This is a genomic window from Arthrobacter sp. Soil_C_49 (genome assembly GCF_057656635.1).
Map to the genome: position 1 here is coordinate 1 of NZ_JBDGJZ010000020.1, position 26,352 is coordinate 26,352.

Annotated in this window: 23 protein-coding genes; 7 read left to right on the plus strand and 16 right to left on the minus strand. The window is 66.8% G+C overall.

All coding sequences use genetic code 11. The features are described 5' to 3' along the window. Positions 1-389: 389 nt before the first annotated feature. The 3 genes from tyrS to AC3A4Z_RS21555 all read right to left on the minus strand — a co-directional run bounded on the left by tyrS (position 390) and on the right by AC3A4Z_RS21555 (position 4,750). Positions 390-1,703, minus strand: a complete 1,314-nt coding sequence (tyrS, locus tag AC3A4Z_RS21545) for a tyrosine--tRNA ligase (RefSeq protein WP_498714246.1) — start codon at positions 1,701-1,703, stop codon at positions 390-392. Positions 1,704-1,805: 102 nt separating this feature from the next. Next, the gene (locus AC3A4Z_RS21550) at positions 1,806-4,034 is read right to left on the minus strand and encodes a HelD family protein (protein ID WP_498714248.1); all 2,229 of its coding nucleotides are present in this window, start codon (positions 4,032-4,034) and stop codon (positions 1,806-1,808) included. Between the two features lie 53 nt (positions 4,035-4,087). Beyond that, the gene (locus AC3A4Z_RS21555) at positions 4,088-4,750 is read right to left on the minus strand and encodes a DNA-3-methyladenine glycosylase (RefSeq protein WP_498714250.1); all 663 of its coding nucleotides are present in this window, start codon (positions 4,748-4,750) and stop codon (positions 4,088-4,090) included. 113 nt (positions 4,751-4,863) lie between these two features. On the opposite strand from AC3A4Z_RS21555, the gene AC3A4Z_RS21560 reads away from it, so the two are divergent. Both AC3A4Z_RS21560 and AC3A4Z_RS21565 read left to right on the plus strand, forming a co-directional pair. After that, positions 4,864-6,399 (plus strand): DNA-3-methyladenine glycosylase 2 family protein, encoded by a 1,536-nt coding sequence (locus AC3A4Z_RS21560; RefSeq protein WP_498714252.1) that lies wholly within the window; start codon positions 4,864-4,866, stop codon positions 6,397-6,399. Continuing rightward, complete coding sequence (locus AC3A4Z_RS21565) at positions 6,396-6,890, plus strand: methylated-DNA--[protein]-cysteine S-methyltransferase (protein ID WP_498714254.1); 495 nt, start codon at positions 6,396-6,398, stop codon at positions 6,888-6,890. Before AC3A4Z_RS21560 ends, AC3A4Z_RS21565 begins: the two co-directional genes overlap by 4 nt. 3 nt (positions 6,891-6,893) lie before the next feature. Here the strand turns inward: AC3A4Z_RS21565 and AC3A4Z_RS21570 are convergent, their stop codons facing one another. The 10 genes from AC3A4Z_RS21570 to argC form a co-directional block, all read right to left on the minus strand. Beyond that, a complete protein-coding gene (locus AC3A4Z_RS21570) occupies positions 6,894-7,655 on the minus strand; it encodes a maleylpyruvate isomerase family mycothiol-dependent enzyme (RefSeq protein WP_498714256.1) in 762 nt (253 codons plus the stop codon). Between the two features lie 10 nt (positions 7,656-7,665). Then, positions 7,666-8,214: a pyridoxine/pyridoxamine 5'-phosphate oxidase gene (locus AC3A4Z_RS21575; RefSeq protein WP_498714257.1), complete on the minus strand. Its 549-nt coding sequence runs from the start codon at positions 8,212-8,214 to the stop codon at positions 7,666-7,668. Positions 8,215-8,363: 149 nt separating this feature from the next. Further along, complete coding sequence (argH, locus tag AC3A4Z_RS21580) at positions 8,364-9,791, minus strand: argininosuccinate lyase (RefSeq protein ID WP_498714260.1); 1,428 nt, start codon at positions 9,789-9,791, stop codon at positions 8,364-8,366. 5 nt (positions 9,792-9,796) lie between these two features. Then, the gene (locus tag AC3A4Z_RS21585; protein WP_498714262.1) at positions 9,797-11,002 is read right to left on the minus strand and encodes an argininosuccinate synthase; all 1,206 of its coding nucleotides are present in this window, start codon (positions 11,000-11,002) and stop codon (positions 9,797-9,799) included. 46 nt (positions 11,003-11,048) lie between these two features. Next, entirely contained in the window at positions 11,049-11,579 is a 531-nt protein-coding gene (locus tag AC3A4Z_RS21590; RefSeq protein ID WP_493970590.1) for an arginine repressor, read from the minus strand. Further along, the gene (gene argF, locus AC3A4Z_RS21595) at positions 11,579-12,589 is read right to left on the minus strand and encodes an ornithine carbamoyltransferase (protein ID WP_498714264.1); all 1,011 of its coding nucleotides are present in this window, start codon (positions 12,587-12,589) and stop codon (positions 11,579-11,581) included. The genes AC3A4Z_RS21590 and argF overlap by 1 nt, the downstream gene beginning before the upstream one ends. After that, on the minus strand, positions 12,586-13,800 hold the full coding sequence (locus AC3A4Z_RS21600) for an acetylornithine transaminase (protein ID WP_498714362.1): 1,215 nt from the start codon (positions 13,798-13,800) through the stop codon (positions 12,586-12,588). Before AC3A4Z_RS21600 ends, argF begins: the two co-directional genes overlap by 4 nt. Before the next feature lie 107 nt (positions 13,801-13,907). Continuing rightward, a complete protein-coding gene (argB, locus tag AC3A4Z_RS21605) occupies positions 13,908-14,867 on the minus strand; it encodes an acetylglutamate kinase (protein ID WP_050055635.1) in 960 nt (319 codons plus the stop codon). 40 nt (positions 14,868-14,907) lie between these two features. Further along, positions 14,908-16,074 carry a bifunctional glutamate N-acetyltransferase/amino-acid acetyltransferase ArgJ gene (gene argJ, locus AC3A4Z_RS21610; RefSeq protein WP_498714267.1) on the minus strand — a complete coding sequence of 389 codons (1,167 nt, stop codon included), beginning with the start codon at positions 16,072-16,074 and terminating at the stop codon, positions 14,908-14,910. Next, entirely contained in the window at positions 16,071-17,102 is a 1,032-nt protein-coding gene (gene argC, locus AC3A4Z_RS21615) for an N-acetyl-gamma-glutamyl-phosphate reductase (RefSeq protein WP_493970586.1), read from the minus strand. Before argC ends, argJ begins: the two co-directional genes overlap by 4 nt. A gap of 169 nt (positions 17,103-17,271) precedes the next feature. Here argC and AC3A4Z_RS21620 point away from each other — a divergent pair, with 169 nt between their 5' ends. Next, the gene (locus AC3A4Z_RS21620; RefSeq protein WP_498714269.1) at positions 17,272-18,363 is read left to right on the plus strand and encodes a fatty acid desaturase family protein; all 1,092 of its coding nucleotides are present in this window, start codon (positions 17,272-17,274) and stop codon (positions 18,361-18,363) included. A gap of 78 nt (positions 18,364-18,441) precedes the next feature. Then, positions 18,442-19,407: a quinone oxidoreductase family protein gene (locus tag AC3A4Z_RS21625; RefSeq protein ID WP_498714270.1), complete on the plus strand. Its 966-nt coding sequence runs from the start codon at positions 18,442-18,444 to the stop codon at positions 19,405-19,407. Between the two features lie 78 nt (positions 19,408-19,485). Here AC3A4Z_RS21625 and pheT read toward each other — a convergent pair whose 3' ends face one another. Beyond that, positions 19,486-22,029 (minus strand): phenylalanine--tRNA ligase subunit beta, encoded by a 2,544-nt coding sequence (gene pheT, locus AC3A4Z_RS21630; RefSeq protein WP_498714272.1) that lies wholly within the window; start codon positions 22,027-22,029, stop codon positions 19,486-19,488. A 2-nt stretch (positions 22,030-22,031) separates the two neighbouring features. Next, positions 22,032-23,093: a phenylalanine--tRNA ligase subunit alpha gene (gene pheS, locus AC3A4Z_RS21635; RefSeq protein ID WP_498714274.1), complete on the minus strand. Its 1,062-nt coding sequence runs from the start codon at positions 23,091-23,093 to the stop codon at positions 22,032-22,034. Positions 23,094-23,316: 223 nt separating this feature from the next. Here pheS and AC3A4Z_RS21640 point away from each other — a divergent pair, with 223 nt between their 5' ends. Genes AC3A4Z_RS21640 through AC3A4Z_RS21650 form a run of 3 tightly spaced genes read left to right on the plus strand, consistent with a single transcriptional unit; the run spans position 23,317 to position 25,691 of the window. Next, complete coding sequence (locus AC3A4Z_RS21640) at positions 23,317-23,787, plus strand: hypothetical protein (protein WP_498714364.1); 471 nt, start codon at positions 23,317-23,319, stop codon at positions 23,785-23,787. 3 nt (positions 23,788-23,790) lie between these two features. After that, positions 23,791-24,555, plus strand: coding sequence for an SIMPL domain-containing protein (locus tag AC3A4Z_RS21645; RefSeq protein ID WP_498714276.1), 765 nt, complete (start codon positions 23,791-23,793; stop codon positions 24,553-24,555). A 32-nt stretch (positions 24,556-24,587) separates the two neighbouring features. Then, positions 24,588-25,691: an Rv2578c family radical SAM protein gene (locus AC3A4Z_RS21650; RefSeq protein WP_498714278.1), complete on the plus strand. Its 1,104-nt coding sequence runs from the start codon at positions 24,588-24,590 to the stop codon at positions 25,689-25,691. Positions 25,692-25,767: 76 nt separating this feature from the next. Here AC3A4Z_RS21650 and AC3A4Z_RS21655 read toward each other — a convergent pair whose 3' ends face one another. Continuing rightward, on the minus strand, positions 25,768-26,214 hold the full coding sequence (locus tag AC3A4Z_RS21655; RefSeq protein WP_498714280.1) for a (deoxy)nucleoside triphosphate pyrophosphohydrolase: 447 nt from the start codon (positions 26,212-26,214) through the stop codon (positions 25,768-25,770). Between the last annotated feature and the right edge of the window lie 138 nt (positions 26,215-26,352).

Here is a 26,352-nt window from a genome sequence, read left to right on the forward strand (position 1 = left end):
GATCAATTCAACCAATCACTAAAACAATTGGTATCAACAAACTTGGCACACTATTGAGTTCTCAAACAACAGACACATTCGAATATTCCCGAAACAATCCAAGTAAATGAATTTCTTTTTCGTATTTCTTCGCTGCGATGTTTCGATCTTATTTCATTCATTTTCACTTTGCAAATCCGGTTGTTTTCCCGGTATTCACTCGGTGGAATGAATCCGCCCAGCAAGAAACGAAACAATTTCTCCAATCCGCGCTTTGCGCGGCCAAGAATTGCTTCTTATTTGTTGGGGGTTGGCCGCCACTCGGCGGTGGCGACTCAGAAAACAATACACGCCCCTCCGCGGGCGTGCAAATCGCCTGCGGAGGAGCGTGCAAAGTGTGCCGCTATGGGCTAGGGAACCAGTACTTCCACGGTTGCCAGGTTCTTCTTGCCCCTGCGCAGGAGCAGGTACCGGCCATGCAGGAGTTCGGACTCGGAGATCACGGCTTCAGGATCCAGCACCTTCTCGTTGTTCACATAGGCACCGCCCTCGCCAACCGTGCGTCGGGCAGCAGACTTGCTGTCCGAGAGCCCGGAGGCAACCAGCAGGTCAACGATTCCGAGCGCATCCACCTGCACAGTGGTGGAAGGGAGTTCTGAAGTAGCTGCCTGGAGCGTCTGCTTGTCCAGTGCGGACAGGTCACCGTTCCCAAACAGCGCAGCCGATGCGGCGATGACCTTTTCGGTAGCCTCCACCCCATGGACCAGGGCCGTGACTTCGAAGGCAAGCTTCCGCTGGCCTTCACGTGCAAAGGGGCGCTCAGCCACAGCGGCCGCAATGTCTTCGATCTCGGCGCGGGTCAGGAAGGTGAATACCTTAAGCCGGTCCACAACGTCAGCATCTGCGGTGTTGAGCCAGAACTGGTAGAAGGCGTAGGGGCTGCACATGCCGGCGTCGAGCCAGATGGCGTTACCCTCACTCTTGCCGAACTTGGTGCCGTCAGAGTTGGTGATCAAAGGCGTTCCCAGCGCGTGGACGCTCTTGCCCTCCACCTTGCGGATCAGCTCGGTGCCGCTGGTGAGGTTGCCCCACTGGTCCGAACCGCCGGTCTGCAGCATGCAGCCGTAGTCCCGGAAGAGCTGCAGGTAGTCCATGCCCTGCAGGATCTGGTAGCTGAACTCCGTGTAGCTGATGCCTTCGTCGGAGTTCAGCCGCGAGGCCACGGCGTCTTTGCGCAGCATGGTGCCAACACGGAAGTGCTTGCCCACCTCACGCAGGAAGTCGATGGCGCTCAGCGGCGCGGTCCAGTCCAGGTTGTTGACCATGCGGGCCGCGTTGGCGCCCTCGAAGCTGAGGAACCGGCTCACCTGGGCCTGAAGGTAGCCCACCCATTCGGCCACCGTGTCCTTGGTGTTCAGCGTGCGCTCGGCCGTGGGGCGGGGATCACCGATCAGGCCGGTGGAGCCGCCCACCAGGCCGAGGGGCTTGTGGCCGGCCAGCTGCAGCCGGCGCATCACGAGCAGCTGGACCAGGTTGCCCAGGTGGAGGCTCGGCGCGGTGGGATCGAAGCCGCAATAGTACGTGACCGGGGCACCGGCGAGGAGCTTTTCCAGCTCTGCCTCGTCAGTGGAGACGTGGACCAGGCCACGCCACTTCAGTTCCTGCCAGATGTTGGCAAAAGTGGGGTCGTTCTGCTGCGTTTCGAGGCTGTTGATTTCTGGCACGCCTTCTAAGTTAGCAGTATTACCGGGCACCGGCGCCTGGACAGAGGCGCCGGTGCCCGTCCGTCGCGCGGAACAAAATGCGGCGGGACCGGACAGCGAAGGTCAGCGCTTGATGCCGGCCGGGACAGGCTCGGCAGCGATCAGCCGCAGCCGCTGGGTGGCGCGGGTCATGGCCACGTACAGGTCCCCCACCTTGCCGTGCTCGTGGTTGAGCATCGTTGCGGGCTCCAGCACCACCACGCCGTCGAACTCCAGGCCCTTGGCTTCGCGGGGGCTGATTACCACGATGTCCTGTTCGTAGCTGCCGGCACCGGTACCGATGCGGCGGCCGTATTCGGCGCGCAGGGCAGCAGTGGCCTCCGGCAAAAGGTGACCGTCGGCGATGACAGCCAGCAGGCCGCCGTCGAGCGCTTCCAGTTCCTCCGGCAGGACCTCCACCAGGCGGCTGACCACCTGGCCCGGCTCCACCTCGTCGATGACGGGCGACCAGCGCCCTTCCCGCACGGCCTTGGGCGCGGACACCACAAGTCCCGCCGCGTTGGCCATGCGGACCGCGGCCTCGGCAATCTGGGAGGGAGTCCGGTAGTTGACCGTCAGCTCCTCCAGCTGCCAGCGGTCCCCGAACATCGGGGCGAGCGCACCCTGCCATGAGTTGGCGCCGGCCACGGAACTGGTCTGCGCAATGTCCCCCACGATGGTGAAGGACTTCAGGGGGCAGCGGCGGACCAGCAGGCGCCACTGCATGGGCGACAGCTCCTGCGCCTCGTCCACCACAATGTGTCCAAAGGCCCAGGTGCGGTCGCTGGTGGCGCGCTCGGCAGCCGTCAGGCGGGCTTCCTGTTCCTGGTTCTGCTCTGCCAGCTCCTCGGCAGACATCAGCGGGTCCACCCCTGCCGCCTCCATGTTGACCAGTGTCTGCTTGGCGTTGGCCAGATCGCGGGCACGGTCGTGCTCCTGCTGCGCCAGGCCACGGCCGGCCGCCGGGTCCAGCTCACCCAGGAGCTCTGCGGCTTCGTCCAGGAGCGGAACATCGGACTCAGTCCACGGCGCGTCGGCCGGGCGCAGCAACAGGGCCCGCTCAGCCGGGCTCATGTCCGGAGTGCAGAACTCAAGCAGCGCCGGCTTGCTGAACAGCTCCGAGATCAGCTTTTCGGGCGTCATGGGCATCCAGCACAGGTTGAGGGCAATGCGCACATCACGGGCAGTGCGGACGTCCTCGGCCAGATAGGAGCGGTCCGCGTTGTTGCCGATGTTGCCGGCTTCCACCAGATCGGTCATCTGTTCTGTCAGTTCGCGCAGCAGGATCTTGACGAACGTCACGCGGGCTTCGTTGTGCGGCTTGCCGGTGGAACGGGCACGTTCGCGGGCACGGCGGACCTGGCGCGGGGTCAGCACCAGCTTGCGGCCGTCCACCTCCAGGATCCGGTTTTCCGAGGGGATGCGCTGGCGGTTGGCTACAGCGTTGGCCACCACTGTTGCCATATCCAGGCGGCCCTTGATGGCGGCGACGTCGGCGTCAGGTTCCGGGACAGCGTTAATGCCGGGCATCAAGCGGCCCAGGCTGGCCATCACGACGCCGGTCTCGCCGAGGGAGGGCAGCACCCTTTCGATGTACTTCATAAACGACGACGACGGGCCCACCAGCAGCACGCCCGCGGACTTCAGGCGGTCACGGTGGGTATAGAGCAGGTAGGCGGCGCGGTGCAGCGCCACAGCGGTCTTGCCGGTGCCGGGCCCGCCCTGCACCACGACGGCGCCGGAGATGGAGGACCGGATGATGCGGTCCTGTTCGGACTGGATGGTGCTGACGATGTCCGACATGCGGCCGGTGCGCTTGGAGTTCAGGGCCGCGAGCAGGGCACCTTCGCCCTGCAGGGACTCGTCGTCGGAGAGCATGTCGGCGTCCAGGACGTCATCTTCGATGGCTTTGACTTCGCGGCCCTGCAGGATCAGGTGCCGGCGGCGGCGGACGCCCTGCCGGTCAAAGGCCGTGGCCTGGTAGAAGTGCCCGGCTTCGGGCGCGCGCCAGTCCACCATGAGCCGCTGCAGGTCCTCGGTGGTGAGGCCGATGCGGCCGATGTACTGTGCCTCCCCGGAGTCCAGGTCAAGGCGGCCGAACACCAGCCGGTCATCGACCGCATCCAGCTGTGCCAGGCGGTCCTCATACAAAGCCGCGAAAGCGTCACGCTCGGAAACGTTCTGCATGGTGCCCACAGCCCCTGCCCGCCGGACCTGCGCCAACTGCTTGCGCTTTTCCTCGCGCAGCTCCTCCAGCCGGGCATACAGCCCGGCAACATAGTCCCGTTCGTGGGCCAAATCGGCGTCGAGCATTTAAACGTTCCCCTATCGCAAAAGACAGACCGTCCATTCTACAACCATTTCCGTTAACGCAGGTGTGCCCTGGCCTGCCTGGGTTTCGCTGCCTTGTACTTGGAAACAGTGGGGTCACCGCTGATCCAGAACCGCCAGGAGTAATCGTCCGATCCGCCGGCGCCTGACACGCCCACCCGGGGACCGGAGCTCACGTGGTCAGCGGGACGCTCCGGGAGCGTGAGGCCGAACGGCGGCGCCAGTGCGTCCCGGCCGCTGTATGCGGTGGTCAGGCCCAGCGCCTTGGCGAGCCGTGCCGGCCCGCTGGCGAGGTCGGCAGGACTTTTGGAGGTGGCGCGGCGGTGCCGGGCGAGCTCCACGCCCTCCACAATCTCCCCGGCGCGCAACAGCAGTGCAGAGGCCACCCCCTCCGGGCCGCACACGATGTTCGTGCAGTGGTGCATCCCATACGTGAAGTAGACGTACAGGTGCCCGGCCGGGCCGAACATCGGGGCATTCCGGGGAGTGGGGCCGCGGTAGGTGTGCGAACCGGGATCCGGATGCAGGGAATCCTCCGGACCAAGATAGGCCTCCACCTCGGTGAGGCGGACGGACACCCTGCCCTCCCTCGACTCATGGGTCAAGACGGCCCCCAGCAGTCTCGGGGCCAGCTCGCGGGCATTGCCGGACAGGAACTCCCGCAGCGCTTCCGGATCCGGCGAGTGGCTTCTGCTCATGGCCAGACTCTACCCAAATCAGCAGCGATAGGACGTGAATCCGAGAGAAACAGCGCCACGGCCATGTCCGATTTCCGCTAGCTCCGACTTCGCCAGGCTGGCAGGATGGAGGAATGGATTTCTGGCAGCGCTACCGGGCAATTGATGCCCGGGACACCCGGTTCGACGGACAGTTCTTTACTGCCGTGCGGACCACGGGCATCTATTGCCGCCCGTCGTGTCCGGCCAGGACGCCCAAGGCCGCGAACGTCACCTTCTACGAGACCTCCGCCGCTGCGCACGACGCCGGCTACCGGGCCTGCAAGCGCTGCCTCCCCGAGGCGGTCCCCGGAACCCCGGCATGGAACGTCCGCCAGGACATCGCCGGCCGGGCCATGCGCCTGATCAACGACGGCGTGGTCAACCGCGACGGCGTGGACGGCCTGGCCGCCAGGCTTGGCTACTCATCGCGGCAGCTGAACCGTATCCTCAGCCAGGAACTCGGCGCCGGTCCCCTCTCGCTGGCCAGGGCAGGACGGGCGCAGACAGCGCGCACCCTGCTGGTCTCCACGTCCATGAAGCTCGCCGACGTCGCCTTCGCTGCCGGCTTCAGCAGCGTCCGGCAGTTCAACGAAACCATGCTGGAGGTCTTCGACATGACCCCCACCGCCCTCCGCGCCGCCCGGCACCCCCAGGCCGCCGGCGGCTCCACCGCCCTGACCCTCAGCCTTCCCTACCGCCAGCCCTTCGACCCCGGCATCTTCACGTTCCTGGCCGTGCGCGCCATCCCCGGAATCGAAGCAGGAACAGCGTCCTCCTATGCGCGGACCCTCCGGCTGCCGCAGGGCGACGCCCGCTTCCGGATTGAGTACGACGCCGGCGCTCCCGGGCGGCCGCTGACCCTCACCATCGGCGCGGTGGACCTTCGCGACCTGCCGGCACTGCTCAGCCGCGTCCGGCGGCTGTTCGATCTGGACGCCGATCCGGTAGCGATCGACAGTGCCCTGGCAGTGGACGGCCGGCTCTCCGCCTCAGTGGCAGCCGTGCCGGGCGTCAGGATGCCCGGCGCGCTGGACCCCGCCGAAATGCTCGTCCGGGCGATGATCGGCCAGCAGATCACCGTAGCGGCGGCGCGGACGGCACTCACCCAACTGGCCGCCGTCGGACGTTCCAGCCAAAGCCCCGGCGACGGCCTGGAGCGTATGTTTCCCACTCCGGCCGAGATCGCAGCTGACGGCCACGCCCTCCTTCGGGGACCCAGGAAACGCGCGGATTCCCTCCGTGCGGCCGCCGCCGCCCTCGCGGAGGGCACCCTGGATTTCGGCTATGGCGACGACGTAGCCAGCCTGGGTGCGAAGCTGCTGCCGCTGGCCGGGGTGGGACCATGGACGGTGGGCTACCTCGCGATGCGGGTCCTCGGCGCCCCGGACATCTTCCTGGCCAACGACGCGGCGGTGCGGAACGGGGTCAAGGCGCTGGCCCAAAGGGATGCAGCAGCCGGCGGCCCCGGCACCGCCAGCCCCGACTTCCGCGAAGTCAGTCCCTGGCGCTCGTATGCCACCATGCACCTGTGGCGGGCAGCAGCCCAGGCCGCGGCCGTCTCCCGCCGGAGCGGCACTACAAAGGTTGCCGGTGCAGCCACCGGAACAGCAGAGAAGGCGAAACCATGAAGGCCCAGTTGCTTCAGATGTCCACTCCGGACGGCCCGTTCACCATCCTGGCCCAGGACGGTGTGGTCCTTTCCAGCGGGTGGACCGACAAGCCCGGCGACCTGACCGGACAGATCCATCCCTCCCTGCGCCCTGCCTCCATTGAACTGGTTAACGGCCTTGGCGACATCTCCGCAGCTGTGGAGGCGTTCTACGCAGGGGACCCAGGGCCGGCGATGCGTGTGCCCGTGCTGCAGAAGTCGGGTCCGTTCCGTGCCCACGCCTGGGACGTGCTGCGCCTCGTGCAGCCGGGATCTCCGGTGACGTACACCGAGTACGCCGGGCTGGCCGGCAACCCGAAAGCCGTCCGGGCGGCCGCCAGTGCCTGCGCATTTAATGCCGCAGCGCTGTTTGTTCCCTGCCACCGCGTCATCCGGACAGACGGTTCGCTGGGCGGATTCCGGTGGGGACTGCCCATCAAGGAGAGCCTCCTGGCCCGCGAGGCCGCCTGACCGCTACTTGGAGGTGGGGGTTCCGGCTGGCCATGGCAGGAGTTCGGGCAGGTCCACACCGTCAGCGGCTGCGGAGGCGCGCAGGCTCCCCAGGGTAGGTTCGCGGCCGGCCAGCCAGGCGGCAATGTCCGTGATCATGCCGTTGACCACGATGGACCGGTTTCCGCTGCCGATGCTCACCGGTGGGAGGCCGAGCGGCTGCAGCACCAGCTTGTCCTCGGCCGGGACACGGGCTGCGAGGAAGTCGAACAGGTGCTCGCAGAAAGGCCTGCTCCACGTTTCCGGTCCCCTGCCCGTCTCCAGGTCCGCGTTGTGGATGACGAGTTCGCGCCACAGCGCGAGGCCGCCGTCCAGGACCACTCCCCCGCGGTACGAGATGGGTGCCCACCAACCCGTTTGGTTAGCGGACGAGTCCTTGATTCCGGGCAGCACATCAAATGCCCGCAGGACCCGTTCCAATGCCGCAGCCAGGTCCGCACGGTGGGCGGCGGCGTCGTGGCCGGCCGCCACATCGATCGCCTTGTTCCGGCCCGCCATGCCGCCGTCGTACAGCTCAATGGTTTCGCCGCGCGCGGCGTACTCAAGCTGCCGGGCCATCGCGTTGGAGATCCCGGCCAGGTGGGCCAGGACGTGGCCCCTCGTCCAGCCGGGAAGCGCGGATGGCGCCTCGACATCCGCGTCACTGAGTTTGGCAACATCGACAGCGATGTTATCGGCAGCCTGATGGAGTGCGGCGAGCAGGAGTTCGGGTTCGGGAGCTGTCATGGCGCTCATCCTAGCCGGGAAGGGCGCCGTCCGGGCCAAGGCGGTGCCGAACGTGCTGGCCGTCGATGCTGGCCTGCCAAAACTCGATTTCGGCGGGCCGGAGGGCGTAAAGCTGCCAGTTGGCGTTTTCACTGCCGTCAGCCCGCGGCCGCTCCGCCCAGTCCCGGGCCGAAGCCTCGGCGGACAGTTCCACCACGGGCCCAGCCACCCGGACCTGCCGGCCCTGCGAGGCCCAGTAGAAGTTCATGGCGGCGCTGGGTTCCTCTTCCAGCTCCCGGCCTTTCCGGGACGTGCGGGACGTGGCGAAGTGCCAGCCGTCGTCGTCTATGTTTTTCAGGATCAGCATCCGGGAGGACGGCTGGTGCCCGCCGCCGGCAGCACTGCCAATCGTGGCGAGGCTGAACGCGTGCGGCTGCTGCTCCCCCGCGGCCAGCGCCTCGTCCAGCCACTGTTTGAACAGTTCTGTGGGATCCTGCGGCGACTTGTCCGGATCGAAGCCGGGAAGCTCGGCCGGGAAGTCGGGAAGCGTGCGAAGGAACTTGCGGAACGTTTCGCTCATGGCTCCACCCTAGCGGCGGGTCCGCGCCCCATTAATGCGCAACGCTCTCTCAGTTAATGCGCGAATTTCGGCTACGCTCTCTCACTTTCTTAGGGAAAGTGAGAGAGCGTTGGCCCAAAAACCGCATTAAGTGAGAGAGCGTTGGGTTGTTACTTTGCGTACTCGCGCACGCCGTCGAGCTCGGCTTCCAGTGCTGTCAGCTGGCGTTCGACGGCGGCCGGTGCCGTTCCGCCCTGGGAGTTGCGGCTGTTCAGCGAACCCTCCGTGGACAGGACCGTGCGGACCTCCGGCGTGAGGTGCTCCGAGATGGCCGCGTACTCCTCGTCGGTCAGGTCCCACAGCTCCACGCCGCGGGATTCGGCCTGCTTGACCGCCGCTCCGGAGAGTTCGTGCGCCTCGCGGAACGGGACGCCCTGGCGGACGAGCCACTCCGCGATGTCCGTGGCCAGCGCGAAGCCCTGCGGCGCCAGCGATTCCATCCGTTCGGTGTTGAACGTCAGGGTGGCGATCATGCCGGATACGGCAGGGAGCAGGAGCTCGAGGGTGTCGGCGGCGTCGAACACCGGTTCCTTGTCCTCCTGCAGGTCGCGGTTGTACGCCAGCGGCAGGCCCTTGAGCGTGGCCAGGAGCCCGGTCAGGTTGCCGATCAGGCGTCCTGCCTTGCCGCGGGCCAACTCCGCCACGTCGGGGTTCTTCTTCTGCGGCATGATGGACGATCCCGTGGAGTAGGAATCGTGCAGCGTCACAAAGGAGAACTCCTTGGTGGCCCAGAGGATGACTTCCTCCGAGATCCGGGACAGGTCCACCCCGATCATGGAGCAGACCCAGGCGAACTCGGCGAAGACGTCGCGGGAGGCGGTGCCGTCGATCGAGTTGTGGGCCGCGGAGTAGAAACCGAGATCCGCGGCTACCGCCTCCGGGTCCAGTCCCAGCGAGGAGCCCGCCAAAGCGCCGGAACCGTAGGGCGAGACGCCTGCGCGCTTGTCCCAGTCCTGGAGCCGCTGCACGTCGCGCAGCAGCGCCCAGGCGTGGGCCAGCAGATGGTGGCTGAGCAGGACGGGCTGGGCATGCTGCAGGTGGGTCCGGCCCGGCATGGCGACGCCGTGGTGGGCCTTGGCCTGCTCCACCAGTGCGTCCACTGTGGCCAGGACACCGCGGGCGATGATCCGGGCGTGGTCACGCAGGAACATCCTGCCGAGCGTGGCCACCTGGTCGTTGCGCGACCGGCCGGCACGGAGCTTGCCGCCCAGCTGCGCACCGGCACGCTCGATCAGGCCGCGTTCCAGCGAACCGTGCACGTCCTCGTCGGATTCGGCCGGCAGGTAGGCGCCCGAGGCTACGTCCTCATCCAGCCGGGTCAGGGCGTCGAGCATCCCCTCCAGCTCGGCGTCGTCCAGCAGGCCGGCCTTGTTCAGCACCCGGGCATGGGCCTTGGACCCGGCGATGTCGTAACGCGCGAGGCGCCAGTCAAAGTGCGTGGACTTGCTCAGCGCCGCGAGGGCGTCTGCGGGGCCGCCGGCGAACCGGCCACCCCACAGCGCGCCGGTGTTTGTAGCCTCAGCCTTAAGCTCAGCCACAGGGGCTACTTTCCCGCGACGCGGATGTCGCGGCCGGAGGCAACCTTGGCGGACATGCCCCACAGCTCGATGAAGCCCCGGGCCATGGACTGATCGAAGGTGTCGCCGGTGTCGTAGGTGGCCAGGGAGAAGTCGTACAGCGAGGTGTCGGAGCGGCGGCCGTTGACGATGGCCTGGCCGCCGTGGAGCACCATGCGGATGTCACCCGAGACGTACTTCTGCGTGTCCTCGATGAAGGCGTCCAGGGAGCGCTTCAGCGGCGAGAACCACTGGCCGTCGTAGACCAGCTCGGCCCAGCGCTGGCCAACGGTGGCCTTGAAGCGGGCCTGCTCGCGCTCGATGGTGATGTCCTCGAGGTGCTTGTGGGCGGTGATCAGCGCCATGGCACCGGGTGCCTCGTAGATTTCGCGGGACTTGATGCCCACCAGGCGGTCCTCGACGACGTCGATCCGGCCCACGCCCTGGGCACCGGCGCGCCGGTTGAGTTCCTTGATGGCCTGCAGCGGGGTGACCTTCACGCCGTCGATCGCAACCGGGACACCCTGCTCGAAGGAGATGATGACCTCATCCGGTGCCGGTGGGAACTCCGGGGTGGCGGTGTAGTCGTAGATGTCCTTGGTGGGGGCGTTCCAGATGTCCTCGAGGTAGCCGGTTTCCACGGCGCGGCCCCAGACGTTCTGGTCGATCGAGTACGGGTTCTTCTTGGTGGTCTCGATGGGCAGGCCCTTCTCCTCGGCGAAGGCGATGGCCTTGTCGCGGGTGAGGGCGAGGTCGCGGACCGGTGCGATGCACTTCAGGTCCGGGCCGAGGGTCTGGATGCCCACTTCGAAGCGGACTTGGTCGTTGCCCTTGCCCGTGCAGCCGTGCGCAACAGTGGTGGCGCCGAATTCGCGGGCGGCCTTGACCAGGTGCTTGACGATGACCGGGCGGGAGATGGCGGAAACCAGCGGGTAGTGGCCCTGGTAGAGGGCGTTGGCCTTCAGTGTGGGCACGCAGTATTCGTTGGCGAACTCGTCGGACGCGTCGGCCACGTAGGCTTCGACGGCGCCGCAACCCAGGGCGCGCTGGCGGATGGTCTCGAGGGACTCGCCGCCCTGTCCAACGTCAACCGCCACGGCGATGACCTCAGCGCCGGTGGCTTCACCGATCCAGCCGATGGCTACGGACGTGTCCAGGCCGCCGGAATAGGCCAGCACAATGCGTTCAGTCACTTTAGATGCTCCTTGTTGGGGGGTTTGGTGGTTGTTGTCTTCAAGCTTATTGCCCGGCTTCCTCGGCCAGCTGCAGGAAGCGGGCTGCGAGGTCGGGGCCGCCCAGCGGGTCCCGGGACACCAGCAGCACGGTATCGTCACCGGCGATGGTGCCCAAAATGGACGGCATCACCGAGTGGTCGATGGCCAGGGCCAGGAAATTGGCGGCTCCCGGCGGGGTGCGGAGTACGGCGATGTTGGCCGAGGCCTCCGCGGTGACCAGGAGTTCGCTGCAGAGCCTGGCCAGCCGGGCGTCCAGGATTTCCTGGCTCACCCCGCTTTTGGCGGCCCGCTCGCCGCCCTCGCCGGGGACGGCGTACACCAGCACGCCTTCCTTGCCGCGGACCCGGACGGCGCCGAGTTCCACGAGGTCGCGGGACAGGGTGGCCTGGGTGACCTGCACGCCATCGTCGGCCAGCAGTGCCGCCAGCTCCGCCTGCGATCGCACGGACTGGTTCGTCAGGATGGCCGTGATGCGGGCCTGGCGGGCTGTTTTGGTCGCCGGGCTGGAGCCCTGCGACGCCGGCTGGGCGGACACTAGAACGTGCTCTCCCCGGTGCCTTCGACAGGAGAGAGGCCCTCGACAAAGGCGAGGCCGGACCGGTGCATGAGCCAGGCCATCAGGGCCTTCTGGGCGTGGAGCCGGTTTTCGGCTTCATCCCAGACAATGGACTGCGGGCCGTCGATGACGCCGGCAGAAATCTCATAGCCGCGGTAGGCGGGCAGGCAGTGAAGCACGACGGCGTCATCCGCAGCCTGTGCCATGGCGGCCTCATCCACGGAGTAGTCCCGGAACAGCTGCATCCGGGCTTCCTTTTCGGCTTCCTGGCCCATGGATACCCAGGTGTCTGTTGCGACGACGTCGGCACCCTGGAGCGCCTTGGCGGCGTCGGTGGTGATCAGGACAGAGCCGCCTGTTTCAGCCGCCCGCTCTTCGGCGGCGGCGACAATCTCCGCGGCGGGCAGGTAACCTTCGGGCCCGGCGATGCGGACGTGCATGCCGGCCGTAACGCCTGCCAGGAGGTAGGAATTGGCCATGTTGTTGGCCGCGTCCCCGAGGTAGCTCATGGTGAGGCCCTTGAGTTCGCCCTTATGTTCCTTCACGGCCAGCAGGTCGGCGAGCAACTGGCAGGGGTGGTAGTCGTCGCACAGCGCGTTGATGACCGGCACCCTGGAGTTGTCCGCCATCGCCACCAGACCGGCGTGCGCACCGGTCCGCCAGACGATGGTGGACACCATGCGCTCCAAGACCTTGGCGGTGTCCTCCACGGACTCCTTGTGGCCGATCTGGGCTTCGCCCGGGTTGATGATGAGGGCGTTGCCGCCCATGTCCGCGATGCCCGTGGCGAACGAAACCCGCGTCCGGGTGGAGGTCTTGTCGAAGATCACGGCAACGGTCTTGCGGCCGCTGCCTCCTGCGGCGAAGGGCTGGATGCTGTACGGATCAGCCTTCATTCGGACGGCGAGGTCCAGGACCTCCGCCTGCTCGGCGGGGCTGAGGTCCGTGTCCTTGAGGAAGTGCCGGGTGGTGCCGGTGGCTGTTGTCACTGGGCGTCCTTAGCTGCTTGGAGGATGGCCGGGAAGGCTGCGAGGAAGGAGTCTGCCTGCGCTGTGGTGAGGACCAGCGGCGGCGCCAGGCGGATGGTGCGGGGTCCGGGGCTGTTGACGATGAAGCCGGCGTTAAGGCCGGCCTGCACCACGGCCGAAGCTACGTCCGCGTCCAGGTCGAAGCCAATGAGCAGGCCTTCGCCCCGGACTTCGGTGACGCCCGGGATGGCTGCCAGCCCGGAGCGCAGGTGCTCCCCCACCGCAGCGACATTGGCCAGGACATCCTGGCTCTCGATGGCGTGCAGGGTGGCGAGGGCAGCCGCCGTGGCCACGGGGTTTCCGCCGAAGGTGGTGCCGTGCTGGCCCGCGCTCAACAACGACGACGTGCCCTCACCAAAGGTGATAAGCGCACCGATCGGGAAGCCGCCGCCCAGGCCCTTTGCCAGGGTGACAGCGTCCGGCATGATCCCGGCGTCCTCACTGGCCAGCCATTTACCCGTACGGCCGATGCCGGTCTGCACCTCATCGAGGATGAGCAGCGTCCCTACCCTTGCAGTCAACTCCCGTGCTGCCTGGAGGTATCCGGGCGGCAGGGGGCGCACGCCCGCTTCGCCCTGGATGGGCTCCAGGAAGACCGCAGCCACGGTCTCGTCCACAGCGTCCTTGAGTGCTTCGACGTCGCCGAACGGGATGTGCACCACACCGCCGGGCAGCGGCTCGAACGGCGTCCGGTAGGCCTCTTTGGCGGTCAGGGCAAGGGCGCCCATGGTCCGGCCGTGGAAGGCCCCCTCCAAGGCAATGATTTTGGTCCGCTTGGTCTCCCCGCCGCCCGTGTTGCGGCGGGCCAGCTTGAAGGCGGCCTCGTTGGCCTCGGTTCCGGAGTTGGTGAAGAACACCTTGGAACCGGCCGGCGCATTGCTGAGGGCCAGGAGCTTTTCGGCCAGCGCGATCTGCGTGGGGCTGGTGAAAAAGTTGGAGACATGGCCGAGCGTTGCCAGCTGGCTGGAGATGACCGACGTGACGAAGGGGTTGGCGTGGCCCAGTGCGTTGACTGCAATGCCGCCGAGCAGGTCGAGGTATTCCTTGCCGTCGGCGTCCCACACGAGGCAGCCGGCGCCGCGGACCAGGACGCGTTGCGGCGTCCCGAACACGCCCATCAGCGAGGTGGAGTAGCGGGCCAGCCACTCGGATCCGCTTCCCGTTCCAGTCATAACGGAAGCTTTGGAGGCCGGACCGGCGATGGGGGCCCGGGAGTGGTCGGGCACCGCGAAGCGGGCGGGGCCCCCATCGCCGGCCGGACTCACCTCAAAAGTTTCGTTCATGCGTTCATCTCCTCGTCGGGGACGACCTGGGTGCCAATGCCCGCCGTCGTAAATGTTTCAAGAAGCATGGAGTGGGGCAGGCGCCCGTCCACGATATGGGCGCGTTCCACCCCTTCGTCGATGGCCTTGAGGCAGGCGGCCATCTTGGGGATCATGCCCGATTCGAGTTTGGGCAGCATGTCCCGCAGTTCCGAAGCCGTCAGTGAGGAAATCAGCGAGGACTTGTCCGGCCAGTTGGCGTAGAGGCCTTCGACGTCTGTCAGGATGACCAGCTTCGAGGCGCCCAGCGCCGAGGCGACGGCCGCGGCCGCGGTGTCCGCGTTCACGTTGAGGACCTGGCCGGTGGGCTGGAAGCGTGCCGTGCCGGCCACGCCGTCGCCGCCGTCCACGATCTCCGGGGCAACGGTGGAGATCACCGGGATGCGGCCGGCCTCAAGGATGTCCACAATGCCTGCGGGGTCGACGCCGACAACCTCGCCTACCAGCCCGAGATCCACTTCTTCGCCGTCCACCACGGTCCCGGTCCGGACAGCGCGCAGCAGCCCGCCGTCTTCCCCGGACATGCCCACGGCGTAGGGTCCGTGGGAGTTGATCAAGCCCACCAGTTCGCGTCCCACCTGGCCGGTGAGGACCATTCGGACCACGTCCATGGCCTCGGGTGTGGTGACGCGCAGTCCGCCCTTGAACTCGGATTCAATGCCCAGCCGGCCCAGCATGGAGTTGATCTGCGGGCCACCGCCGTGGACCACCACCGGGTGGATGCCCACGTGGTGGAGGAAAACGATGTCCTCGGCGAAGGCGCGGCGGAGTTCGTCGTTGACCATGGCGTTGCCGCCGTACTTGACCACCATGATGGAACCGGCGAACCGCTGGATCCAGGGCAGCGCTTCGATCAGGGTTGCTGCCTTGTCCTGGGCATCGGACATGCTGGTGGTTTCACGCGTCTGGGTGTTCATGCTGTCACTTTCCGCAACGGTTTTTCCGGGGGCGCGGCTCCTAGCTGGAGTAGGCGCTGTTCTCGTGCACGTAGTCGTGGGTGAGGTCGTTCGTCCAGATGGTGGCCTCGGCGTCGCCCGCCTGCAGGTCGATTTCCACGAGAACTTCGCGGGGCTCGAGGTCCACCAGGGCACGGTCGTCGCCGATGCTGCCGTTGCGGCAGATCTGGATGCCGTTCATGGAGACGTTGAGCTGGTCCGGCTCAAAGACGGCGTCAGTGGTCCCCACCGCTGACAGCACGCGTCCCCAGTTGGGGTCTTTGCCGAAGATTGCAGCCTTGAACAGGTTGGAGCGGGCCACGGACCGGCTGACGGTTTCGGCGTCGGCTTCACTGGCGGCGTTGAACGTACGGATGGCGATGTCGTGGCTGGCACCTTCGGCATCACCAATGAGCTTGCGGGCAAGCTCGGCGCACACCTGGGTGAGGCCGGCGCCGAAAGCCTCGGCGGAGGGCACTGCGCCTGAAGCGCCGGAGGCAAGGAGCACCACGGTGTCGTTGGTGGACATGCAGCCATCTGAGTCAGCACGGTCGAAGGTGACGCGCGTGGCGTCGCGGAGCACGACGTCGAGCATTTCCGCCTCCACGGCCGCATCCGTGGTGAGGACCACCAGCATGGTGGCCAGGCCGGGAGCGAGCATCCCGGCGCCCTTTGCGATGCCGCCGATGCTGAATTCCTGGCCGTCGGCGTCCGTGCCGATGAACAGTGCGGCCTTGGGCACCGAGTCGGTGGTCATGATGGCGTTGGCAGCATCAGGTCCGCCGTCGGTGCTGAGGGCCTTGGCAGCTGCCTCCACGCCGGGAAGGATTTTGTCCATGGGCAACTGCTCGCCGATCAGGCCGGTGGAGCAGACGAAGACATCGGTGGCCGAGAGACCCAGCACTTCGGCCACTTTTTCGGCCGTGCTGTGGGTGTTCTGGAAGCCGGTGGGCCCGGTGCAGGCGTTGGCCCCGCCGGAGTTGAGGACCACAGCGTCCACACGGCCGTCCGAGACCACCTGGCGGGACCAGTGGACCGGGGCGGCAGCCACGCGGTTGCTGGTAAAGACCGCGGCGGCGGCCTTGGCGGGGCCGTCGTTGACCACCAGGGCGAGGTCCGGGTTGCCGGAGGCTTTCAATCCGGCGGTGACGCCGGCTGCCCGGAATCCCTGAGGCGCGGTAATGGTCACGGAGCTACTCCCTGGAAGTTAAGGCCTGCGGTTTCTGCGAGGCCGAGTGCGATGTTCATGGACTGGACCGCGCCGCCGGCGGTCCCTTTGGTGAGGTTGTCAATGACGCAGGTGACGATGACCCTGCCGGTGTGCGCGTCGAAGGCAAGCTGCATAGCCGCGTGGTTGGACCCTTGGACGGCTTTGGTGGCGGGCCACTGGCCTTCCGGCAGGACGTGCACAAACGGTTCGTCGTCGTACGCGTCGGTCCACGCCTGGCGCAACTGTTCCGCGGTGGTGCCCGGTTTTACCCTGGCCGTGGCCGTGGTGAGGATCCCGCGGCTCATCGGCGCCAGCGTGGGTGTGAAGGAAACTGTGACCTGCTCCCCTGCCGCGTTGGACAGGCCCTGTTCGATTTCGGGCGTATGCCGGTGGCCGCCGCCCACGCCGTAGGGGCTCATGGACCCCATTACTTCGGAGCCGATCAGGTTCACTTTTGCTGCCTTGCCTGCGCCGGAGGTGCCGGAGGCGGAAACGATCACGACGTCGTCGGGCTGCAGGAGGTGCGCGGCGAACCCTGGCGTCAGTGCCAGCAGGGCCGACGTCGGATAGCAGCCTGGGACGGCGATGCGGTTGGCGCCCTTGAGGGCTTCACGCTGTCCTGGCAGTTCCGGCAGGCCGTAGGGCCAGGTTCCGGCATGGGCTGAACCGTAGAACTTTTCCCACGCTGCGGGATCCTCCAGGCGGTGGTCGGCGCCGGCGTCGATCACCACTGTCCCTTCCGGAAGCTGGGCGGCAATCTCGGCGGAGGCGCCGTGCGGCAGGGCGAGGAAGACCACGTCGTGGCCGGAGAGGTTCTCCACGGTGGTGTCCTCCAGGATGCGGCTGGACAATCCGTGCAGGTGGGGCTGCAGCTCGCCGAGGCGCGAACCGGCGTTGCTGTGCGCGGTGATTGCTCCGATGGTCACATCCGGGTGGCCCGCGAGGAGGCGGAGCACCTCTCCCCCGGCGTAGCCGCTGGCGCCTGAGACTGCAACAGAAATAGTCATGCTCCCACCTTACAGCAAAAGTATTCACTAGACCCGATATTTATGCATGCATCGAAACCCCCGCCGGTGGATGCGCCGGAAGGCCTGGCGTATCCTCAGGAGAGGGTGATCTTGACCGTGCAGTCCGAATGTCGGCTGCAATGTTGCCCGCAACAGTCATGAGGCAGCTTTGTCCACCACCCTACCCACTTCCGGTCGCTCCATACCGCGTATCCGGCAACCGAACGCCGTTGTCCTGAGCTATTCCGAACTTCTGAAGGCCGTCAAGGCTGAAGGCCTGCTGGAACGGCGGGTTGGCTTCTACGCCACGCTGTTCACAGTCCTCGTCCTCCTGATGGCAGCGGCCTGGTTTGGCTTCGCCCTGATCGGGGACAGCTGGTTCCAGCTCCTGATCGCAGCCGCCATCGGCGTCCTCTGCACCCAGCTGAGTTTCCTCGCCCACGAGGCCGGCCACCGCCAGATTTTCGCTTCACGCCGGGCGAATGACTGGTCCGCGCGACTGCTGGCCACGTCCGTGGCGGGCATCAGCTACTCCTGGTGGGAACAAAAGCACGGCGCCCACCACAACAACCCGAATGTGATCTCCAAGGACCCGGACATAGCCACCGGCGCAATCGCCTTCCACACCGAGGGCGCCTCCACGCGGCAGGGTCCGCTGTCCTTCCTGACCAGGAAACAGGGCTGGTTCTTCTTTCCCCTGCTCTTCCTCGTGGGGTTGGGCCTCCAGATCGATTCCGTCCGCTTTATTGTGCGCCGGGCAAAAGTGACGCACCGCTGGGTGGAGATTCCGATCCTTACCGTGCGCCTGGCCCTGCTCCCCGTACTCGCCTTCACCTTCCTGCCCCTGGGTATGGCCTTCGCTTTCATCGGCGTCCAACTGGCGGTCTTCGGCTTCTACATGGGCGCCTCGTTCGCGCCCAACCACAAGGGCATGCCCGTCCTGCCGGCGGACAGCAGGGTGGACTTCTTCAGCCGGCAGGTCCTGACATCACGGAACATCTCCGGCGGCCGCTTCATGGACATCCTGATGGGTGGCCTGAACCGCCAGGCGGAACACCACCTCTTCCCGGACATGGCCCGGCCCCAGCTGGACAAGGCGGCCAAAATTGTCCGTGAGTACTGCGCCAAGCACCAGGTTCCCTATACCGAAACCACCCTTGGCACCTCCTTCGGCATCATTGTCCGCTACCTCAACCAGGTGGGGCTTGCCGCCGGGCGCCACTTCGAGTGCCCCATGACGACGGTTACGCGCCGCTACTGAGTATCGCCGGCCGGCCGGCCGGCGGCGCCTAGGATGGGTTGACCGGGCCAGGAAACTCCCGCCCGCGGAAGGAAACCCATGACGCACGCTATTGTCGCCGGGCAAGCCGGCGGTCCCGAAGTCCTCTCCTACGTTCCGGTTGAGCGCCCCGCTCCCGGACCCGGGCAGCTGCTGATCCAGGTGGCCGCAGCCGGAGTGAACTTCATTGACACCTACAAGCGCAGCGGCGTGTACAAGGTGCAGTATCCGTTCATTCCTGGCTCTGAGGCAGCCGGTAGGGTTGCAGCCGTTGGTGAGGGGGTCACCGGGTTCGCGGAGGGGGACCGCGTGGCCACTGCCGAAGGCGCTGAATGCTACGCCGGCTACGCGCTGGTGGACGCTGACAAAGCGCTGCCCGTTCCCGACGGGCTCGACGATTTCACCGCTGCCGCCCTTCCGCTGCAGGGCCTGACGGCGCACTACCTGATCAACTCCACCTTCAAGGTGGAGGCCAGCCATAACGTCCTGCTGCACGCCGGCGCCGGCGGTGTGGGGCTCCTGCTGATCCAGCTCCTGAAGGCAAAGGGCGCCCGGGTCCTCACCACCGTATCCACCGACGAGAAGGAACAGCTTGCGCGTGAGGCCGGGGCGGACCACGTCCTGCGCTACGAAGGTTTTCCGCACCATGTACGCGAGCTGACCAACGGCAAGGGTGTGGACGTGGTGTATGACGGCGTTGGCCGCGACACTTTTGACGGTTCCCTCAGCTCGCTGCGTGTCCGGGGCATGCTGGCCCTCTTTGGTGCGGCGTCCGGCCCCGTACCGCCGGTGGATCCGCAGCGCCTCAACGCCGGTGGTTCGCTGTTCCTGACCCGGCCAACCATGGGCCACTACCTGCGGGACGAGGCGGAACGGCGCTGGCGTTCGGACGAAATTTTCGCCGCGGCGGCCGGCGGAAGTTTGAAGGTCCGGATCGGCGCACGCTACCCGCTGTCCCAGGCCGGCCAGGCGCACCGCGATCTTGAGGGCAGGAAGACCACCGGCAAGGTCCTCCTGGTTCCTTAGACATGTTTTAGCGCCTCAACGGCAGAAGTCCCCGCAACCACGGTTGCGGGGACTTCTGTCACTGAGGGTTGCCTGCGCTTAGCGCTGCACCGCGCCGAACCGCTCGGCGGCCAGGGCAACGGCGCTTTCACGGGCTGCCGATGCCTCGTCCGCCGTCAGGGTGCGGTCGTCGGCCCGGAACCGGAGGCCGAAGGCCAGCGATTTTTTGCCGTCCTCGATCCCCTTGCCGGCGTAGACGTCAAAGAGTGCAACGTCTTCCAGGAGTTCGCCGGCGCCTTCGCGGAGGGCGGCCAGTACCTCATCGGCCGGGATGTCCGAAGGGACCACAAGCGCCACGTCCTGGGTGGCCACCGGGAACGAGGAGATGTGGCGGGCCACAATCACATCCGGGGCGGCCTCGAACAGTGCATCGGCGTTGAGCTCGAGGGCCACCGAGCGCGCCGGCATGTCCAATGCCGCCAGCAGCTTGGGGTGCAGCTCGCCGGCGTAGCCCAGCACTTCGCCGCTACGGAGGGAGAGCCGGGCCGTCCGGCCGGGATGGAATGCCTGGTGGCTTCCCTGGCTGACTATCAGCTCCACGCCCAGGACGTCGCCGGCGAGCCGGGCGATATCCAGGGCATCAGCCCAGTCCCACACACGCGGGGCGTGCGCTGCGGCGGCCGGCGAATCATGCCCGGTGAGGACCACGGCGAGATGGAACGGCTGGGCGGGGACGCCGTCGTACAGGGCATCCAGCACCTCATCGGAGGGCTTGGCACCCAGCGGCGGGATTGATTCGGTACCCATTTTCTCGGCGGGCAGGAACACCACGCCGGACTCGAAGAGCGCCAGGTCGCGGAAGCCGCGCGAGTGGTTCCGCTTGGCCACTTCGATGAGCCCGGGCAGGATGGAGGTCCGCAGGAAGCCCTGCTCCTCGCTGATCGGGTTGGCCAGCTTGATGGCCGTCCGGCCCGCACCCTGTTCGGCCACGCCGAAGGTATCGTTCGCGGCTTTGGACACGAAGGGGTAGGAGAGGACCTCGGTGAGGCCCGCATCGGCCAGTGCCTGGATGAGGCGGCGGCGCTGCTGCTGCACGCGGGTCAGGCCGCGCCCGGGAGGCGCCACGGGAAGCGTCGCGGGAATCTTGTCGTAGCCCACCAGGCGGGCGATTTCCTCGGAGAGGTCCTCCTTGGTCTCCAGGTCATGGCGCCAGCTGGGGGCAGTGACGCTCCAGCCGCCGTCGTTCTTTTCCACGGCCGCGCCCAGGTCCTCGAGGGAGGTCACGATCTGCTCTTCAGTGAAGTCGATGCCGATCCGGGCGGCAGCAAATTCCGCGGGGAGATCGATGGTTACGGTGTCCGGGGCGGTTCCGACGTCGGTTCCGGCCTCGTCTGCCGTGCCGCCTGCCAGCTCCACGAGCAGGTCCACCACGCGCTGCGCCGCGATGCCGGCCACCTGCCAGTCAACGCCGCGCTCGAAGCGCTTGGACGCTTCGGACGGCAGCTTGTGGCGGCGGCGGGAACGGGAGATGGACACCTCGTCGAAGTGTGCAGCTTCCACCAGGATGTTCGACGTCGTGTCGCCCACCTCGGTGGCCGCGCCGCCCATGACGCCGGCGATGCCGATGGCGCCGGAGTCGTCGGTGATGAGCAGGTCCTCGGGGTCAAGGGTGCGCACCTTGTCATCGAGGGTGGTGATCTTCTCGCCGGCCGCGGCACGGCGCACCACGATGTCCCCGGACAGCTTGTCCAGGTCGTAGCAGTGCGTGGGCTGGCCCAGTTCCAACATCACGTAGTTGGAGATGTCCACCGGCAACGAGATGGAGCGGATGCCCGCCAGGCGGAGGCGGGACACCATCCACGGTGGGGTGGGCCTGGTGGCGTCCACTCCGCGGACAGTCCGCGCCACGAAGCGGTCGGCGCCAGGCTTGCCGTAAATGGGGGCGTCGTCGTTGAGCTTGACGCCGTACCCGCCGGAAAGTTCCGCCGGGGCTGCCACGAGCGATGCGGGATCGGTGAAGGTGGTCCCGGTTGCGTGGGCGTATTCCCGTGCCACGCCACGGATGGAGAAGGCGTAGCCGCGGTCCGGGGTGACATTGATTTCAGCGGCTTCATCGTAGAGGCCCAGCAGCTCCATGGCATCCGTGCCCACTTCCGGGTCGAGCCCGATGCGGGACAGCACCAGGATGCCGTCGTGGTCCTCGCCGATGCCCAGCTCACGGACAGAGGCGATCATGCCGGCGGAAAGGTGGCCGTAGGTCTTGCGGGCAGAGATGTGGAAGTCGCCCGGCAGCACGGCGCCCGGCAGCGTGACCACCACTTTGTCGCCTTCCACGAAGTTGTGGGCGCCGCAGATGATGCCCTGCACGCCGGAGGGGTCGATGCCCTTGCCGGTGAGCGTCTGCTCCTGCCCCTCCGGAACAACGCGGACCTGGCACCAGTTGATGGTTTTGCCGTTGGTCTGCGGTTCCTTGACCAGGCTCAGAACCTGGCCCACCACGATGGGACCCTTCAGGGTGTCCGTGGGACGGTGGACGCCTTCTTCTTCAAAGCCCACCTTGACCAGTTCGGCCATCACGTCTTCGGCCGTTGCTCCGGCCGGTACCTCCGCGAATTCACGCAGCCAGGAAATTGGGATACGCACTGTTAGATCTCCATCCCGAAGTGCTCGCTGAAACGTACATCGCCTTCGATCATGTCGCGCATGTCGCCGACTTCGTTGCGGAACATGAGCGTCCGCTCGATGCCCATGCCGAAGGCAAAACCTGAATAGATGTCCGGGTCGATGCCCGCGGCGCGGAGCACGTTGGGGTTGACCATGCCGCAGCCGCCCCACTCGATCCACCGCGGCCCGCCCTTGGCTCCGGGGTGGAAGATGTCCAGCTCGGCGGAGGGCTCGGTGAACGGGAAGTAGTTGGGACGCAGCCGGATCTGGGCTTCGTCGCCGAACATCTGCCGCGCGAAGTGCTCCAGGGTGCCGCGCAGGTCCGCCATGCTGAGCTTCTTGTCGATGGCCAGGCCCTCGAACTGGTGGAACACGGGCGTGTGCGTGGCGTCGAGTTCGTCGGTGCGGAACACCTTGCCCGGGCACAGCACGTAGATGGGCAGTTCGCGTTCCAGCATGGAGCGGACCTGCACCGGGGACGTGTGGGTGCGCATCAGGAGGTGGGCCTCGGGCGGCTCCACAAAGAAGGTGTCCTGCATTTCGCGGGCCGGGTGGTCCGGCTTGAAGTTCAGCGCATCGAAGTTGAACCACTCCGATTCGACCTCGGGTCCCTCGGCGATTTCCCAGCCCATGCCCACGAAGATGTCCGCGACGCGGTCCTGCAGGGTGGACAGGGGGTGCCGGGCACCGGCACGACGACGGCGGGGCGCGGCAGTGACGTCAACGGTCTCTTCGAGGAGGATCCGGGCGTCGTTTTCGGCTTCCAGCTCTGCCGTGCGGTCCGCGAGCGCCTTGTTAACCCGGCCGCGCGAGGCGCCCATGAGCTTTCCGGCGATGGCCTTCTGGTCCTTGGGCAGCTTGCCGATTTCACGGTTGGCCAGGCTGAGCGGCGACTTTTCACCCGTGTGCGCGAGCCTCACCGCCTTCAGCTCGTCAAGGGTGGCCGCGCCGGCGATGGCGGCGATGGCCTGGTCTACAGCGGCAGTGATGGCGGCTTCATCCGTGGGGTTCGGAATGGCGGCGCCCGGCAAAGTTTCAGTCATCTACTGTTCTTAGCTACGAGTCGTGGCTGCCGGCGGGCATTTCCGGTTTCCCGGCAGCGCTTCCGCTGGCAGGTCATGGATGAATGCCCTCAATTTCAGTTCATTCAATGACCAGGTCAGGGCACACCGGAAAATCCGGCTGCCACTGCCCTCCAGTCTAATTGAACCGTCCGGCTACCATGGCCTCATGACACCACGGAAGCCTTCGGGGGTTCGGCGGCCGCTGACAGCTCCACAGGTTGTGCGGGTGGTTGCGAACGCCGTCAACGGCAGCACCGTCCTGGGTCTCGCCGTGGCCGCGTTGTCCCGGACGGATGTAGGCCGGGGCCCGCGGGGGCTCATCATCGCCGGCGGGTACAGGTGGCGCCTGCCGTTTGCCAGTGCGTTCACCCTGGGGAATGTGGTCTTGTGCCGCTGCACCGGTGAGGACCTGCTGTCCCGGCCGGGGCTGCTGGAGCACGAGGAAAAACACTGTTCCCAGTACGCCTGGTGCCTGGGCATCCCCTTCCTCCCGCTCTACTTTCTTGCCGCCGGGTGGTCCCTGCTCCGCACCGGCAATCCCGGGACGGGCAACATTTTCGAACGGCAGGCAGGCCTCGCGGCCGGCGGGTACCCAGTGCGCACCGGCCGGCAGCCCCGTCCCCGGCGTCTTCGCCGGCCCCGTACTCCAGGACCTGCCGGAACGGAGGCGTGACCCATGCCCGGCGAAGCCAACCAGAACGCCGACATGACCGGCTCCGATGAGGCGGGGAACGCCGTCGGGCGGGCCACGGATAAGTCTGGCGGCGCTGCGGCCGCCGGCACTGTCAGCGTCACCGGAACCGGTTTCGCCGAAGCTGCCCCTGACCTGATGGTGGTATCCATCGGGGTGGAGTGCCGCGCCGATTCCGTGGCAGCGGCGTGGTCGCGGGCAGGCACCAGTTCCGACGCCGTAGCGTCAACATTCCGCCGCCACGGTGTTGCGGACGAGGACATCAGGACCTCCGGGCTCAACGTCCGGGCAGACCTCGTGTGGCGGGAAGGCGAAGGCCAGTCTGTCACCGGATATGTCGCCGCCAGCAGCCTCACTGTCAGGTTGCGGACTCCCGCGTCCGCCTCGGCAGCGATTTCCGAGGCCGTGGAGGCCGGCGGGAACGACGTCCGGCTCAACGGCGTTGACCTGACGTTCGCGGACGACGCCGAGGTCCGGGCACGTGCGCGGGATGCCGCCTGGGAGGACGCGCTCCGTTCGGCCGGGCAGTTTGCCCGCCTCGCCTCTGCCCGGCTTGGCCGGGTTCTTTCCATCACGGACACGGTGGGGCCGCAACCTCCGGAGCCCCTCCCCCGGATGCAGCGCGCCGCCTCGGTGGAAGCACTTGGCGTGGAAGCCGGCGAAACCGAGGTTTGCGTTGCCATCAAAGTCGTCTGGGAGCTCGACTACTTGTTCCGTGGGCTTTCCGGGCGGCCGGCCGGCGGTGCTTGACTTAAGTTCGAACATACATTCGAATAGAGCTCATGAGATGGGATGCCCAAGCACTGATGCCGCCGCCGGCACAAGCAGCCGCGGGTAGTGCCGCTCCTGCCCTTCTTCCCCTGGCCGGGCTGGTGCGGTCGGTCACCACGCCGGAGTTCGCCGGTATCACCTTTCACGAGGTCACCGCCAAATCGGTGCTCAACAAGGTTCCGGCAGGCTCGCGTATGCCGTTCGAATGGACTATCAACCCTTACCGGGGGTGCAGCCACGCCTGCGTGTACTGCTTTGCCAGGAAAACCCACACCTACCTCGATTTCGACGCCGGGCGCGACTTCGACAGCCAGGTGGTGGTGAAAGTCAACGCGGCGGAGGTCCTCCGGAAGGAACTGTCCCGGCCGTCCTGGGGCCGCCACCAGGTGGCACTGGGCACCAACACCGATCCGTATCAGCGTGCCGAGGGGCGATACCAGCTGATGCCCGGGATCATTACCGCCCTGGCCGAATCCGGCACTCCGCTGTCCATCCTGACCAAAGGGACCTTGCTGGCCAGGGACATTCCGCTGCTGAAGAGCGCCGCCACCCAGGTGCCGGTGGGCCTGGGCATCTCACTTGCCATGACCAACGAAGCATTGCAGGAAGCCATCGAGCCGGGCACCCCCGGTCCCCGGGCGCGGCTCAAGCTGGTCTCCCGGCTGCGCGAGGCCGGTCTCCCCTGCGGAGTCATGGCCATGCCCATCCTGCCCTGGCTCACTGACGGCGACGAAGCTTTGGATTCCCTGTTTTCCTCCCTGGCCGCCGCGGGGGCCACCGGCGTCACCGCGGGCGCCCTCTACCTGAAGCCGGGCGGCACCAGGGAGTGGTTTATGAAGTGGCTGGCAGCCAATCATCCCGGGCTGGCGGGCCGCTATGGCCGGCTCTATGGCTCAGGCTCCTACGCTTCCAAGGAGTATCGGGCCTGGCTGGCCGGCCGGGTCCGTTTTTTCAAGGCCCGGTATGGTTTCTCCGATTCGTCGGGCTTCAGCCACCGGGACCTCGATGATCCCCGCGGCGAAGAAGCGGAGTACCCTGCGGGCATCATCCCGGCCGGCGTGCCCACAGCCGCAGCCAGCCCTGCAGGACCGGCAACCCAAGCGACACTGTTCTAGGAAGCGCAGGCTTCAGGGAACCCCACGTATCAGGGAACTCCGGGTATCAGGAGCGGAATTCCAGGAGTGAGGCGCTTCAGCGCTTGCCTGCTGCCGGCACACTAAGCGCCGCCAACAGCTCGTGGACAATCGGGAAGTCGGCCGGAATCCAGGGCAGGCCAAGAACCTCATCCTGGTCAGCCAGCGACACCCACCGAAGTTCGTCGTGGTCCTCAAGGGGCTGCGGTTCTCCCTGCACGATCTCTGCAAACCACACCCGCATGCTGGCCCGGTCGTTCAAGCGCCACCCGGTGGAGGCCTCCGCCGGAAGTTCAGCGCCGAGGCGCACCCCGATCCCCAGCTCCTCGCCCAGCTCCCGGCAGAGCGCCGCCTCGGGCTCTTCGCCCGGCTCCACCTTGCCGCCCGGGAACTCCCACAAGCCGGCCAGCTTCTCAGGAGCACTGCGTCGGGCCACGAGCAGCATGGAAGGTTCCGCGAGGCGGTCCACTACGGCTCCGCCCACCACCTGTATCAGTCCAGTCACCCGCCCCATTCTATGGGGGACAATGGAGAGGCCCGGGCACTCCGTCCGCTGTCCAGGGAGTACCCGCACCGTCCCGGGGGTTCCCGCAGTGGCGTCCAGGCCTTATCCAGCCCCACTGCCGTGGCTGCAGCCCATCTT

Coding starts and splice junctions, on each gene's coding strand:
- argC (WP_493970586.1), bottom strand. CDS start 17,102: ATGACTATTTCTGTTGCAGTCTCAGGCGCCAGCGGCTACGCCGGGGGA.
- AC3A4Z_RS21625 (WP_498714270.1), top strand. CDS start 18,442: ATGACGCACGCTATTGTCGCCGGGCAAGCCGGCGGTCCCGAAGTCCTC.
- AC3A4Z_RS21555 (WP_498714250.1), bottom strand. CDS start 4,750: ATGAGCAGAAGCCACTCGCCGGATCCGGAAGCGCTGCGGGAGTTCCTG.
- AC3A4Z_RS21560 (WP_498714252.1), top strand. CDS start 4,864: ATGGATTTCTGGCAGCGCTACCGGGCAATTGATGCCCGGGACACCCGG.
- AC3A4Z_RS21550 (WP_498714248.1), bottom strand. CDS start 4,034: ATGCTCGACGCCGATTTGGCCCACGAACGGGACTATGTTGCCGGGCTG.
- AC3A4Z_RS21650 (WP_498714278.1), top strand. CDS start 24,588: ATGAGATGGGATGCCCAAGCACTGATGCCGCCGCCGGCACAAGCAGCC.
- argB (WP_050055635.1), bottom strand. CDS start 14,867: ATGAACACCCAGACGCGTGAAACCACCAGCATGTCCGATGCCCAGGAC.
- AC3A4Z_RS21600 (WP_498714362.1), bottom strand. CDS start 13,800: ATGACTGGAACGGGAAGCGGATCCGAGTGGCTGGCCCGCTACTCCACC.
- AC3A4Z_RS21645 (WP_498714276.1), top strand. CDS start 23,791: ATGCCCGGCGAAGCCAACCAGAACGCCGACATGACCGGCTCCGATGAG.
- AC3A4Z_RS21565 (WP_498714254.1), top strand. CDS start 6,396: ATGAAGGCCCAGTTGCTTCAGATGTCCACTCCGGACGGCCCGTTCACC.
- AC3A4Z_RS21575 (WP_498714257.1), bottom strand. CDS start 8,214: ATGAGCGAAACGTTCCGCAAGTTCCTTCGCACGCTTCCCGACTTCCCG.
- pheS (WP_498714274.1), bottom strand. CDS start 23,093: ATGACTGAAACTTTGCCGGGCGCCGCCATTCCGAACCCCACGGATGAA.
- AC3A4Z_RS21570 (WP_498714256.1), bottom strand. CDS start 7,655: ATGACAGCTCCCGAACCCGAACTCCTGCTCGCCGCACTCCATCAGGCT.